Below are 13,888 nucleotides of genomic sequence, written 5' to 3' on the forward strand. Positions count from 1 at the left end.
TATTTTGCAGGGATAGAAAAAGATAAGGCCCTGCTTAGAAAACTAAACAGGGCCTTACTTTTACTCTTATTTACGCGTTATTTTTAATTACTTTTCATTCAGCTTGGTCTGGAAAGCGTCGAACGTATCGACCACACCTTCTCTTGGCGAACCAGATTTACTTAAAATCATGATGGTTAAGCTAGATAAAATAAACCCAGGGACAATTTCGTACATCCAGTCACCAAGCTTTTGGCCGCCGATTTCAATAGGAAGATAAATCCACAGTAGTACGGTCACAGCACCAACTATCATGCCCCCTAATGCCGCGCGGCGGGTCATTTCACGTTTAAATAAGCTAAACAGTACTAGCGGGCCAAATGCTGCACCAAAGCCAGCCCATGCGTTACTCACTAAGGTCAATATCGTGCTGTCTCTGTCATAAGCCAGGTAGATAGCCACGAGTGCTACGGCTACAACGCTTACACGACCCGCTATTACTAACTCACCATCAGATGCATCTCTGCGAAGGAAGGCTTGGTAAAAGTCGCTGGTAAGTGAACTAGACGTTACTAGTAGCTGAGACGAAATGGTACTCATGATAGCCGCTAGGATCGCAGCTAGTAAGAAGCCACCAATAAGCGGATGGAATAAAATTTGAGAAAGGTAGATAAATACTGTTTCTGGGTCAATGTCATTGCCGTTACCGGTAATATAAGCCAACCCAAATAAACCCGTCATTAGCGCGCCGATGATAGAAACAATCATCCAACTCATACCAATGTTTCTAGCGGTAGGAATATCTTTTACCGAACGGATAGCCATGAAACGAACGATAATATGTGGCTGACCGAAGTAGCCTAGACCCCATGACATTAGTGAAACAATACCGATTACGCTAAGTGCTTCGTTAGTTGAGGCATCCATAAATGCATCAAATAGCGCAGGGTTAATGGTATCTAGCGCGTCAATTGAAGCCCCAATGCCGCCAAGCTCACTGATGACCACAGCAGGTACCATAATGAGTGATACGAACATTATGCAGCCTTGCACGAAATCGGTCATGCTCACTGCCATAAATCCACCTACGAGGGTGTAGGCAACGACAACACCAGCAGTAACATATAACCCCGTTTCGTAGGTCAATCCAAAGGATGTTTCAAAGAGCTTTCCACCGGCGACAACACCAGAAGACGTATAAAGTGTAAAGAAAACAACAATAACAACTGAGGCAATAACTCTTAGTAGACGAGAATTATCGGCGAAGCGGTTTTCAAAATAGTCGGGGAGGGTAATGGAGTTGTTCGCCACTTCGGTGTAAACGCGAAGGCGCGGAGCGACCAACATATAATTTGCGAGTGCACCTAAAACTAACCCAACGGCAATCCAGCCTGCAGATAAGCCCGATACGTACATGGCACCAGGTAAACCCATGAGCATCCAGCCACTCATATCTGATGCGCCTGCTGAAAGTGCGGTTACAGCGGGGCCTAATTGGCGGCCGCCTAGCATATAGCCTTCTACGTTGGTGTCTGTTTGCCGATAAGCGAAAAGGCCTATTCCCAACATTACAACGAAATACAAACCCAACGAGATTATCGTGCCAGTAGCCATATAAATTCCCTATGTTTTTTATCTCATGCTAACACCTATGACGCAGAGTCTCTACGTCAGTCAGTGACCTTGCTTGTTTTCTATACGACTAAAGGTGAATTAAGTTTGGCAAAATTTTTAATACGCGAAAGATTCTACTCGCGCACGGCCTGACCTTTTTGCTTTATAAAGGAGCTCATCACAGGCTTTGATAATGGTATCCAAGTTAGTTTCTCCGTTAACATTTAACAGACCGGAAGAAAAGCTAACTGAAAACTTCTCATTGGTATGAGCCCAGTGTTTTTGGTGGGAAAGCGCAATATTTAACTCATCGAGTATGCGCTTGGCCGATTGTTCATTTGAGTCAGAGAAGTAGATCAAAAATTCTTCACCACCGTACCGGCAAAGCTTATCTGATTTTCTAATTCTATTTTTGATGATTCGAGTGAGTGTAGTTAACACTTCGTCGCCTACGGTGTGACCATATCTATCGTTAATCTTTTTAAAATTATCAACATCGAGCAGGGCGATGCACGATGTATTACTGCCTTTAAGCGACTTCTTAAGGCTGTTCAACATTGCGCGACGGGTGAGGGCGCCAGTAAGAGAGTCCCGCTCTGCGAGTAAATCACTTTGTCGTTTAGAAATCCAAAGCCATAAAGCAAGTATAAGAAGAATAGTGACAATGAGCGCAAAAATGGTGGTTTTCATTGCCTCTTTATCGGTGGATAGCCCTTCTTTTTCGTCTCGTAGGGCGTTGATTTCTTTTTGTCGATAATGGACAAGCTCAATATCCTTCGCGATGCTATTTGAATAGTTTGACGAAGAAAATTGAAATTGCTCTGTATTCTTCTCGAAGAGAAGTTGGTTGTACGCTTTTAAATGCTCATAGGCTTTTTCGTAATTGCCAGCGGCGTCATAAATTCGAGCAAGTTCGAGTTCTTTGCTTAGCAGGTGCTTAGCTCTAAATTCCGTAGATGGCAGGGTATCTAGCATGGCTTTTGTATACCCGTTAGTTGCTTCAAAAAGCCCTTTTTTATTACGTTCAGCAATAGCTTTATAAGACTGATAAAGATAAAAAAGCTCCTCTGCTCGAGTTTTTATCTGAACATTATCTATCGCCTCCATCTTGTTTATAACTAAGCTGATTTCACTATCATGAGTTTGCTGAAACCCCGTTACAAGCACTCGCAATTTTTGATACAAACTTAAAAACATCTCAAATTCTGAATTTCTATTTTTTACAAATTTAATGGCCTTATTTGAGGTCAGCAGGGCGTCGTCATATTTATTTTGGAGAAGAAGAGAGTCAATCGAAGTAAAGTATGCCCACGTAACAGAACCATCTTTGAGGTTACTTTGCTCGATTATCTTCATTGAGTGAGAGTAAGCTCTACTCGGTACCGATAGCTCTGTAAAAGCGATGCGAAGCCACTCGTGTGCAGTTGCGCTACTTAACGCATTCTCAAGAGTTCGTGAAGAAGCTCGCGCGGGCAAATGGGGGAGTGCATATTCTAATTCATTGATTGCCTGAATGGGATTAGCTAGCGTGAGTTCCATTGATAGCCACACACTAGCTATGGCGGTTGCTGTTTTGCTACCCGTTTCCAAAACTTCACGCTTTAAGCGTTTAAGCGAAGGCACTGTAACATTGATTCGCAGTGACGACCGGTCAAAATCGTTAACTGCTCTCGCATAGATATAATACGCCCTTGTGGCAGCGTACAAATCTGTATTGAGCGACTTTAGCTCGTTCCAATGGTTCTCAAGCAAAGGTGACTTAACGTATATTGGAACTCGAGGGCCTTCCGTTTCGTTAGCTGTCCCCGTAGCCAATAAATGTCTAAAGATGATGCCTTCACTACTGTCATCAGATTGAATTTGTAAGTCTTCAATTTTGGCTTTTATCTGGTCATTATCAATATCAGATTGATTATTCCAGTTATAAATAGTTACTGCTGCTAACCGACTATAAGCATCTAACTTTTTAAGCCTCAACTTCTCAGAATTAGTGTCTAACTGTGCATGAAGCGAGTGACTGAAGAAAATGATGAAAAGTAGACCAAACTTCCCCCTTGTAAAACGACACCAAGCGGCCATTGAATTTGCTACCTCTATACTGCGGATAAGCTGAAATGTTTGCTGAAAATTAAAACGGTTATTTTAACCCTAAAGTATAAGTTTTATTGAACGTATTTTCACTTTAAATTTAGGTAAAAAAATCGGCCACAATGGGCCGACGAAGGGAAGTGCATAAGTTCAGCACTTTTTTGGAACAAGGAGCAAGCTTTTTTCTAGGCTGAAAATTGAATCCTTTCAGAGACTGCTTTTTTCATTTCGCTCAAATCAGCGTTTTTATCGCCAACAATCATCACATTCGCATGATTCATCTTTATGCTCTCTCCATGATATTGACCGTCAGCAAACTCGCTGGGCACTGAGATATCGCCACGCTCAGGTACTACGAATACAGACATCTTGCCTTGGGGTGTATTCACAATAAGGTGAAGACTTCTTACAGTGCTCAAGTGGCAATAATTCACAACTTCAACGCCATCCAGCATTTCACTGAAACTACCACCAAAGCTTGCCAGTTTTGCATTTACCATATCTATGTCTGCAGGAAGCAGCGAGTGGGCACTCTCCATTTCGGCATACTGCATGTGGGCAAGTGCTTGCCCGCCAATGCTAAGCGGTTGGTGATACCACATGGTAAGTCCGATGCCTACTGTAAAGGCAACCGATGCTGCCATGGCCAAATACCAACGGCTTCTTCTTTTATAGCGATTAAACTCGTCTGTCGATTGTTGCCAAATAAGCTTGCTAGCTAGGTCCTCTGGTACATCGACTTTCAATGCTTGCTTTAATTGCTTATCTAACTGCTTTTGTTCATTCCAAAAACTGCGTTTACTTTCATCCGCTTTTGCCGCTTCTATAACATCACTGTCAGCCGTTTCTGGATTGGCGTAGATACGACGCCTAAATTCTAACTCATCCATTTACACGACCTCTCTGTTCATTTTGTTTCTCTAATGCCTCTTTTAGCTGGTTTCTCGCTCTAAATAAACGCGTCATTACTGTGTTTTTATTAAGCCCTAACTGGTTGGCAATCTCTTCACCACTAAACCCGAAAATCAATTGAAGGATCAAGGGTTCGCGGTATTCCACACTTAGCCCACCTAACAGCCGCTGAAGCTCTCTGTCTTTCAGGTCGCCGTCTGCCTGCTGGGTGTCGTCTTGAATATGGCAATCATCAATATCTACCGTGTCGAACTGTTTGCGTTCAAACCGACGGGCATTCTCACGACGAAGAATGGTTATTAACCATGACTTTGCAGCCTTTTCATCATTTAGGGCGTCTAACGAGCGCCATGCACGTAAGAACGTTTCCTGCACAACATCTTCAGCAATGCTCTGGTCCTTAATAAGCCAGAATGCATAGCGGTAAATGTCGGCGTGAAATGCCTTTACCAGTGCTTCATATCTTTGGTGTTTTGCTTTCATACCCGATAAGACCTGAGCACTATCGGATTTATTTCGCCCAAACATAAAAAAATCCAAAAACTTAATTTTTTCTCACTATGGCATAAAAAACGCGCCATTTCGTTAGCCGAAAGGCGCGTTTTCATTTTATTTCCAGTGATCAGAGACCTAGTTCGAAAAACTAGGCACGTTTTTGGGAAGTAATCCAAGCATTAATGTTTTCTTCTAAAATAGAAAGTGGGACTGGACCGTACTTCAACACCTCGTCATGGAAGCCTTTCCAATCAAACTTGTCACCAAGTTCAGCTTGGGCATGCGCTCTAAGTTCCATAATTTTCAGTTTACCAATCATATAGGCCGTAGCCTGACCTGGCATAGCTATGTAGCGCTCAATGGCTTTTTGCGCGTCATACTCAGGGTTTGGCGTATTTTCAACAAGGTAATCTACGGCTTCTTCACGCGTCCATTTTTTCGCATGAATACCCGTATCAACCACAAGTCTGCAAGCGCGCCAAAGTTCCATGGCTAGACGACCGAAATCAGAATAAGGGTCTTCATAAAAGCCCATATCTTTTGCAAGTTCTTCGGTATATAGGCCCCAACCTTCTGTGTATGCGGTAAAGCTCAAGAATTTCTGGAATTGAGGTACACCTTCTAGCTCTTGTGCAATAGCGCGCTGCATGTGGTGACCAGGGATGCCTTCGTGATACGCCAGCGCCTCTAGCTGATAAGTAGGCATTGCTTTCATGTCATAAAGGTTTGCGTAATAAATACCTGGGCGGCTGCCATCTTGCGCTGGGCTTTGATAAAACGCTTTGCCCGCAGACTGTTCCCGGAATGCTTCGACGCGTTTAACAATCATTGGCGCTTCAGGAAGAATACCAAAGTACTCAGGAATAGCTTCTCGCATGTCGTCTATGGCTGTTTTCGCCATATCAAGGTATTGCTGTCTACCTTCATCTGTTGAAGGTAGATAGAATTGCTCGTCTTCACGCATGAAAACGAAAAACTCTTGAAGGGTGCCTTCAAATTTCACTTGTTTCATAATGTCGCGCATTGCATCGTGTATGCGCTCTACATTGTCTAAGCCAATTTGATGGACTTCTTCAGCGGTTAGGCCTGTAGTGGTAAACCAGTTTAGACGATTCTGATACCATTGATCACCATTTGGTAAGCGCCACACACCATCGCCTTCAGGCGTGATTTCCCTTTGATGAGCGAGTTCTTCGATAAACTTCTCGTATGACGGCATGACTGAAGTTACCAAAGCGGCTTTCGCTTCACCTAATAACGTCGTTTTTTCCGCCTCTGTAATATCTAGGCTATTTACTTTATTTTGAAAATCTTCCCAGATAGTTGAAGGTATTTCGCTAGAATCAAACGGTGCGCCGGTAATCACGTTTTTTGACGCATCAATCATTTGATCGTAGGCCCATGCTGGGGGGAATACGCCGGCTTTTTCGCGAACTTTCATCTGTTCGATAACTTGATCAAAGTACGTACGTACATTGTCTAGTCGTCCAATGTACGCCTGAGCATCTTCTTTACTCTTTACACTGTGAATGTTGATAAGGAAACTAGGCACTTGCGTATGTGCGGCACGGAACTGATGCACAATATAGCGGTGATGCCTAAATTCATCGTTAGCCAGATCGCGCCCAATACCCAGTTTGTACAGGCGCAAGCTTAGCTGTTCCTGTTCACTTAACTTACTGGTGTCAAAACTATTAAGCTTTTCTAGTCGGTTTTTGGCGATGGCAATGCGAGCGTCAGCTTCTTCGTCACTGATGTCGTCCCATTTGTCATAGTCCCACTTTTTACCCAAGTAACTTTGAAATAATGGCGAACGCTTAAGATCTTCTTCAAAAGTACGTTCGAAGAACGCATTTAGGCGTTCTGATTCAGACTGCCCGGCTGGCTGTTCTGTTTTAATAGGTTCTGGCGCTGTTTTAGCGGTTTCACTTGCAGGAGAGCAAGCCGTAAGCGTGGTAATGGCCAACGCAATTGGCGTTAGCTTTACTAGTGTTTTCTTCATTGTATTCCCCGTCGCGTTTAATTGATTATTTTTATAAGCTAAAGCTTCTAAGGTTAATAAGCCTTAAAGAGGACAATAAGGCTCAAAGGCTCGACTGTTTCTCGAACGCAAACATTTCTGTTACGAAGCCCTTGCCACTATGATTTAGCTAGTTGCAAGGGCTTTCATTACGCAAATTCTAGTGTATTGGCAAATGAAATGCGTTTTATGAAGCAGGATATAAGGCAGATAGCGTGTTATTGTTCCCTTCACTTTTTTGCTTCCATTCGCTGCGGGCAAGCTTAGCTTCATGTGAAAGTTTATCTAAAGCTTTCATGACCTGTTTAGATTGGGTGCTAGCGTCAGCTTTATTGGCTGAAAAGCGCAGAGCATAGAGCTCATTAACACTAGCGTTGATTCCTTCAAACTGCGAAAGTTGCGCTTTACCCGAAGTTAACGCGTTTATCCACTGCTTAAGAGCAGGCGTAAGTAAACGTGTGTCCTTTGCCTTTATTACTGACATTAGGTTTTGAAACTGTGCTTTTTCATCCCACTGAGCACAAGAGTGGAGGCGCTGTGCAGAACCGGTTCTGTTAGTGATCTCAGGTCCCATAAACTGAGCCTGTTTAAGCTTTCTGTAGGTAACTAACCATCCTGTAAGCGCAATGATGAATAGCACAAGTAGTGCACAAGTTACCATCCAATTAAGCTGGGTATTTTCGTCAGTATTGACTTCACCTGAAGCGCTGTCTAATGGTTTATCCTCATTGCTAGCACTAGCGTTAGGCTGTGTTGCAGTTGACGGTATATCATTTTGAATATCTTCATTGCTTGCATTACTGATTGATGAAGTGTCTAAGCTATTCGGAGTATTAGCATTATTTGCGCCGCTCGCTGGCGCTACCGTAATTGAACGAGCGGGAATAGTGGCATATTCAGTTTGCTGAGTAAGCGTATTAAACCAAGGAATAGTAATTTCAGGTAAGACAAAGTTACCCGGCTGCGTTGGAATGATCGCCAGCGACGTTTGGCGCTGTGAAATTAAGCTCTGGTCTTTTTCGACTGTCGTAGTATTAGATTGATCAGGGTACAGCTTAAAGTTTGGCGGATAAAACTCAGGAATATCAGGAAGCTGCTCTTCTACTACGCCCAATGCGGTTAGCGTAACAATACGGGTGACTGGTTCACCTGCTACAAAACTATCACCTTGTGGCCATTCTTCATCCACTCGCACCATTTCAGAAGGTAACCAAGGGTAATCTATCCCCTGAGGAATGGGCTTAATGTTCACCGTAATGTCAGGCCCAACCCGATTAATTTGCTGGGTGCGGTTGAAGAAGCCAAAACGTTGGTTAGTATTGGCAGCCATAACTTCGCCAGTGAAAATAGGGCCTCTTAGCGTGAACTCGCCGGACGCTTGAGGCACAACAGCAAATTGACGTTCAATAATCTGATACCGTCTTCCGTTTACTATATCTGTATACTGTTTATCTTCTCCTAGCTGGGTGATTTCCGCATTTTGCATTTCTGGCGCTTGTAGGCTGCCGCGCTCAATATTGCTAGAAAGAAACAGCTTAACCGTGTAAAGCAGCTGTTGATTTAAATAGGCCTCTTTCAAGTCGATATCCGTGGTAACAAAATAGTCTCGGGCGACATTACTTTGTTCTTGAACCGGAATAACTTTGACCTGAATAGGTTGGGTAGACTTTCCCTCAATGGTTAATGAAGGAATGGTGAACGTGCCTTCCTTACGAGGAAATAACGTAGTGGTCCAAACGGTGGTGCGCTTGGTGTCGAAATTGACAATTGAGGTTTGGCTACTTACTGATGTTCTCCCGACCACAAAGTCTTTAAGCAGGGGAGAGCTGTCGAATGCATCTCTGTCCGCGCTGCCGTCTGCGGTAACCGTTAAGCGAATGGCTTCATCCAACATGACAGGGTTTCTATCAATGGTGGCTTCCAGCGAATTTACATCGGCATAAGCCGCCGTACTTAAGAGTAAGGTTAATAAAAAAACTATACGTGTAGATTGTAATAAGGCTCTCATCTACCAATCACTCCGGTTTGAAGGCATACGTTGACGCTGACGTTTTTGTGCTTCTAATTGCATTTTTCGTTTTAGTAGGAATGCAGGGTCGTCTGGCACGCGGCGCATTAAACTCTCCATTCGCTGCAGCTCTTCTTTTTCTGCGTCGGTAAGCTCGGTCTCTTGACCTTGCATTGCCTGTGCTTCCTGCTCTGCTTGTTGTTCGTTTTTTTGTGCTTGCACGCTGTCACCTTGACCAGACTCTTCCTGTTCTGCATTTTGCTGCTGAGAGTCTGATGACTCGTTCTGAGTGTTCATCTCGGAATCATCAAGCTGTTGTGAGTTATCTCCGCCACTTTGCTGTTCATCGTTAGCTTGGCTTTGGTCAGACTGTTGACCCTCATTATCGTCTTGCTGACCATTCTGCTCGTTTGAACCTTCCTGATTGTTCTGGTCCCCTGATTGCTGTTTGCTATTAGGGCTATCAGAGTTATCAGAGCTATCTTGGCCATTATCCTGCGAGTTACTCTGTTCGCCATCATCGCCATTTTCGTTCTGGTTTTGCTCCTGATTCTGCTGTTGCTGCTGTTTCTGCAAATCCTCGACAATCTTTTTGTTGGTTCTTGCATCGTCGAAATCGGGTGCTTCGCTTAACGCCTGATCATATTTCTTAATTGCGTCTTCAAGCTTACCGAGTCTTGCCAGTGCATTGCCTTGATTGTAAAGACTCTCGGGGCCAGGAATGTTTTTGAAGGCATTTAATGCACCTTCGTAGTCGCCTGATTTATAAAGTGATGATGCTTTCCATGCTTCATCATTAAACTGATTAACGGCGTCTTTGTACTTGCCTCTTTGGTAACTGTTCAATGCTTCTTGGTTGTCATTCATAAATGGCGTTTGCCACCATGAAAGTGAATCAGGTTGATTTGCCATCTCCTTTGCGCTTTCCGGTGCATCTATGCCTTGTGATGTGCCTATGCCTTGTGATGTGCCAGCAATTTCAGAGGGTTGGGCACGTTGCAAAGCATGGGCGTTTTTAATCATAGAGGGGCTAAGTAAACCCACCAACACGATGAAAACTAACCCGCGTTTGAATGCAAAGGCGGCAAATGGAAGAAGTATAAGCAGCAAGTAAGGGCCAACTTCTTTCCACTGGTCTCCTTGTAAATTACTCTCTTCTTCGTTCTCTTCGCTGTCGCTTTTATCTAGTAGAGATACCGAGGCGAGGGCATCAATGTCGGTGTCGTTTGATGTAAAGGATTCAAAGCGTCCGCCGCTCGTTTTAACCACGCCTTTCACTGCGCCTTCGTTTAACTTGGGTATAACGATGCTGCCGGTGAAGTCTTTTAATAGCTCGCCGCTTTGCTGGCGGATAGGCGCGCCTTCAGACGTTCCCACCGTAAGTGCATTTACTGTAAAAGGAATAGAGGCCACATACTCTTGAAGCTCTTGTTGTTGTTCTAACTCTATACCGTCGGTAATCCAGTAGATCATGCCTGAATTATATCCGGCATTCGTGAGAAGCTCTGACGCACTCTCTATACCTAATAGTGGGTCGCTACCCGGCACGGGCATAATTTCCGGTGACAGGCTTGGGATTAGGGTTGTGATATTTCCTGCGTCTTCGGTTAAGGGGCTAATGACAAACGCATCGCCAGCGTAAGCAACCAAGCCCATTTCGCCTTCACCAATAGCGTTAACAAGGTCTATCGCTTTATATTTGGCGCGAGTTAGCCTGTCTGGCGTCATATCGGTAGCGCGCATTGAAAGCGACATATCTATGACTATAACGTGTCCCATTTTCAACTGGTAAACCGGCTGCGGCAGGCGCTCCCAGGTTGGGCCAGCGAGTGCTATCACACTTATAATCCACACAAAAGCAAGCATCCACATTGGAGGTTTTGCGCCCATTTCGGTTTTTCCAATCACCATGTATTGATATAGATGAGAAGGGATCACAGATTGCCAGCCAGATTGCTTAGCCGTGGTTTTTCTAATTAAAAACACAAGCAGCATCAGGGGAGCGAGCGCGATAAACCATTCGGGGCGTAAAAAATGAAATTGGTTTAAGAAGTCGAATTCCATTACTTCGTCTCCCTATTTGTTCGGGCTGCTCGTATTGAATCAACTGAATTCGGGTGTGGCTGGGACGAGTTAATTCGCCTTTGTGCGAACCAACGAAATGTTGATAAAAGCACCGTCAAGAATGCCCATAGTGCTGACAGTAATATCGCAGCACCAAGGGGATAGTAAAACAGTGCGCTCAATGGACGCATCTTACGCGTTTCACCTTCAATAGGCTCAAGCGCGTCAAGTTGTTGATAAATAGCTTGAAGTTCCTGGGCATTTCGAGCCCTAAAATATTGACCGCCGGTGCTAGTCGCAATGTCGGTTAACATGCCTTCATCAAGTTCTTGCGACGGGTTTATTTGTCGGCTGCCGAAAAAGCTTTGGATCAGCATTTTATCTGCGCCCACACCTATAGTGTATACCTTCACACCCTTACTAATTGCCAACTCTTTCGCCTGTTCGGGGGTAATATTCCCTGCAGTATTTTGCCCATCGGTAAGAAGAATTAACACGTTATTGGACTCTTCCCGTTCGTGAAAGCGTTTCACTGCTAAACCTATCGCATCGCCTATGGCAGTCTGTTCGCCAACTAACCCAATGACAGCTTCACTCAGAAGTGTAGAAACGGTATCTCTGTCATAGGTAAGCGGTGCTTGAACGTACGCGGTATCGGCAAATAAGATAAGACCAATTCTGTCGCCAACGCGACGCTGAATAAAGTCATAAACCACCGACTTAGTCATGGTTAAACGGTTAACTTGTCGGCCATTTAGCTGCATGTCATCTATCTTCATACTGCCCGATAAGTCTACCGCTAACATCATTTCTCGACCTTCATTCGGTATGCTGACAGGCTCTCCTAACCATTGAGGGCGCGCGGCAGCCGTGACTAGCAGCAGCCATATCAAGCTACTGATCACTAGCGGAATTTTGGTTTGCTTCAACTTGGCTTGTTCTGACATATCACCAGGTCGCAAATTAGGGACCCGCAGTGCAGCCATGGGTATGTCTTGTGCTTTTCTAGAAAGCAGGCGAACGATAATAGGTAAGGGGAGTACGAAAAAGACCCACCACCAAGCAAAATTAAGCATGATGAGGCTCCTTGGCTTGTTTATCATGAGGGCTGCCATCGTTTAGACCGCCATCATTCACACCGCCGTAAGCCCCCTTGTTTTTTGGCAGTTTGGCTTTTGAAAGCCAGTTTTTTACTGCCCCCTTGCAGGTTTCAAAATCACTAGGGTTGGGGGTGGCTTGATAAACATTGCTTATTAACAAACCTAAATCACTTTCAAGTTTTCTATCACTACTTTTCAATGCAGAGGTTAAGAACGCTTGCCAGTGTTTACCATATAACCCGGCTACTTGCTGAGTTGGGTAATAGCTCATAGCCGTGCGTTTTAGAATTGAGTTTAACGCCACGGGCCAATTGCTTTGTTTTGCTGAAATCGATTCAAGTAAGGCTAAAGCCTGCTTACGCGCCTTGTTGTGACGCATGTGAGCAGTGGTCGCTTTATATAGGCAAAATAGGGCAAGTAAGACTACTGCGATAGCGACCCACCAACCCCAATCTAATGGCCAAATATTGACCTCTGTAGGTACGTGTATATCGCGCAGTTGAGCAAGAGGGTCTTGCTGCTGAGGGGGCACTGGCATTTGATTTGCCGGTGGCATCGATTGAGCAGCTGATTTTGTGTAACTAGACAGAAAGCTTGATAAAAAATGGGTTGAAAGAATACTGCTCTGCATTAATTAAGCTCCAACCTTTGTTCTTGTTGCATACTTTGAAGCTGTTCGTCTAGGGGAAGACCCGCTGAAATACTGAATCGAGCGATATTGTTTTTGCGCAAGGTGCTATAAATCGCGCTGTTGTGTTCACTGCGCCATTTTTGATATTGCTGTTGCTCGGTATTGTCGCCTAACACCCAGCGTTGTTGGTTTCGGCCATCAGAAACGCTGACGGTTTGTAATGAACTGGTTTGTGGCAAGGCGTGTTCTATTGGATCGTTAATTACGATAGCCCTTACTTCACAGTGTCGTGTTAAGTGACTCAAGTGTTGAATAGCTTGGGTACTTAAATGCTGAAAGTCTGACACAAGATAAACCAGGCTCCCCGGCCTTGCTAGTCGTCTTGCCCTAGCACACGCATCGGCAAAAGCTTGTTCATCTTTGTGTTTGTCCGGCTCAGATTGCGCGCTCTGTTCGTGCAATGCCATAAGTTCATGACACACGTGCAACACGGCCTTTTTGCGAGTTAGTGGTTTAATTTCTTTGTGCTGTTGCTGATTAAATACTAGTGCGCCAACTTTATCGCCACGAGCGGCAGCAGACCAGCTTATTAATGAAGATACATGCGCGGCTTGCACCGCTTTAGTAAGCAGCTGCGTGCCAAATGCCATTGAGGGTAGGTAGTCACAGAATAGAAAAACCGGGCGCTCTCGCTCTTCCCGATACACTTTAGTGTGAGTTTTACCCGTGCGCGCAGTAACGCGCCAATCGATAGCGCGAATATCATCACCGGGCTGATAATGACGGGCCTCATCAAACTCCATGCCTCGGCCTTTGTGCTTGGTGAGATAACTTCCAGCAAGTTTAGCTTGTGGCATACGTTTAGGCGCCAAACTAAACAGCTTAGCTAACTGCTGGTAGCGTAATAATTCTGCTGTAGACAACGAGACGCCATTACTTTGCAGCTTGTTTAGCTGCGCTTGTACATTCACCATAGC

10 protein-coding genes are annotated in these 13,888 nt (G+C 44.6%); all 10 read right to left on the bottom strand.

Translation table 11 applies throughout. The features are described from left to right. Positions 1-87: 87 nt before the first annotated feature. Positions 88-1,593 (bottom strand): sodium/proline symporter PutP, encoded by a 1,506-nt coding sequence (gene putP / locus ACXAGV_RS13815; protein WP_474873751.1) that lies wholly within the window; start codon positions 1,591-1,593, stop codon positions 88-90. A 117-nt stretch (positions 1,594-1,710) separates the two neighbouring features. Continuing rightward, positions 1,711-3,672, bottom strand: coding sequence for a GGDEF domain-containing protein (locus tag ACXAGV_RS13820; RefSeq protein WP_474873752.1), 1,962 nt, complete (start codon positions 3,670-3,672; stop codon positions 1,711-1,713). A gap of 194 nt (positions 3,673-3,866) precedes the next feature. Then, positions 3,867-4,571 carry a DUF3379 family protein gene (locus tag ACXAGV_RS13825; RefSeq protein WP_474873753.1) on the bottom strand — a complete coding sequence of 235 codons (705 nt, stop codon included), beginning with the start codon at positions 4,569-4,571 and terminating at the stop codon, positions 3,867-3,869. Then, positions 4,564-5,121 carry a sigma-70 family RNA polymerase sigma factor gene (locus ACXAGV_RS13830; RefSeq protein WP_474873754.1) on the bottom strand — a complete coding sequence of 186 codons (558 nt, stop codon included), beginning with the start codon at positions 5,119-5,121 and terminating at the stop codon, positions 4,564-4,566. The genes ACXAGV_RS13825 and ACXAGV_RS13830 overlap by 8 nt, the downstream gene beginning before the upstream one ends. A 115-nt stretch (positions 5,122-5,236) precedes the next feature. Next, on the bottom strand, positions 5,237-7,090 hold the full coding sequence (locus ACXAGV_RS13835; RefSeq protein WP_474873755.1) for a DUF885 domain-containing protein: 1,854 nt from the start codon (positions 7,088-7,090) through the stop codon (positions 5,237-5,239). Positions 7,091-7,295: 205 nt separating this feature from the next. Next, the gene (locus tag ACXAGV_RS13840) at positions 7,296-9,116 is read right to left on the bottom strand and encodes a BatD family protein (protein ID WP_474873756.1); all 1,821 of its coding nucleotides are present in this window, start codon (positions 9,114-9,116) and stop codon (positions 7,296-7,298) included. Then, complete coding sequence (locus tag ACXAGV_RS13845) at positions 9,117-11,180, bottom strand: vWA domain-containing protein (protein WP_474873757.1); 2,064 nt, start codon at positions 11,178-11,180, stop codon at positions 9,117-9,119. Then, a complete protein-coding gene (locus ACXAGV_RS13850) occupies positions 11,180-12,256 on the bottom strand; it encodes a vWA domain-containing protein (protein ID WP_474873758.1) in 1,077 nt (358 codons plus the stop codon). Before ACXAGV_RS13850 ends, ACXAGV_RS13845 begins: the two co-directional genes overlap by 1 nt. After that, complete coding sequence (locus ACXAGV_RS13855) at positions 12,249-12,911, bottom strand: DUF4381 domain-containing protein (RefSeq protein ID WP_474873759.1); 663 nt, start codon at positions 12,909-12,911, stop codon at positions 12,249-12,251. Before ACXAGV_RS13855 ends, ACXAGV_RS13850 begins: the two co-directional genes overlap by 8 nt. Further along, on the bottom strand, positions 12,911-13,885 hold the full coding sequence (locus tag ACXAGV_RS13860; protein WP_474873760.1) for a DUF58 domain-containing protein: 975 nt from the start codon (positions 13,883-13,885) through the stop codon (positions 12,911-12,913). Before ACXAGV_RS13860 ends, ACXAGV_RS13855 begins: the two co-directional genes overlap by 1 nt. Between the last annotated feature and the right edge of the window lie 3 nt (positions 13,886-13,888).

The organism is Alteromonas sp. ABH4_453 (assembly GCF_056160665.1).

Excerpts from the sequence above, each read along its gene's own strand:
- ACXAGV_RS13855 (WP_474873759.1), bottom strand. The coding sequence starts at position 12,911 with ATGCAGAGCAGTATTCTTTCAACCCATTTTTTATCAAGCTTTCTGTCT.
- ACXAGV_RS13830 (WP_474873754.1), bottom strand. The coding sequence starts at position 5,121 with ATGTTTGGGCGAAATAAATCCGATAGTGCTCAGGTCTTATCGGGTATG.
- ACXAGV_RS13845 (WP_474873757.1), bottom strand. The coding sequence starts at position 11,180 with ATGGAATTCGACTTCTTAAACCAATTTCATTTTTTACGCCCCGAATGG.
- ACXAGV_RS13840 (WP_474873756.1), bottom strand. The coding sequence starts at position 9,116 with ATGAGAGCCTTATTACAATCTACACGTATAGTTTTTTTATTAACCTTA.
- ACXAGV_RS13850 (WP_474873758.1), bottom strand. The coding sequence starts at position 12,256 with ATGCTTAATTTTGCTTGGTGGTGGGTCTTTTTCGTACTCCCCTTACCT.
- ACXAGV_RS13820 (WP_474873752.1), bottom strand. The coding sequence starts at position 3,672 with ATGGCCGCTTGGTGTCGTTTTACAAGGGGGAAGTTTGGTCTACTTTTC.
- ACXAGV_RS13825 (WP_474873753.1), bottom strand. The coding sequence starts at position 4,571 with ATGGATGAGTTAGAATTTAGGCGTCGTATCTACGCCAATCCAGAAACG.
- putP (WP_474873751.1), bottom strand. The coding sequence starts at position 1,593 with ATGGCTACTGGCACGATAATCTCGTTGGGTTTGTATTTCGTTGTAATG.
- ACXAGV_RS13835 (WP_474873755.1), bottom strand. The coding sequence starts at position 7,090 with ATGAAGAAAACACTAGTAAAGCTAACGCCAATTGCGTTGGCCATTACC.
- ACXAGV_RS13860 (WP_474873760.1), bottom strand. The coding sequence starts at position 13,885 with ATGGTGAATGTACAAGCGCAGCTAAACAAGCTGCAAAGTAATGGCGTC.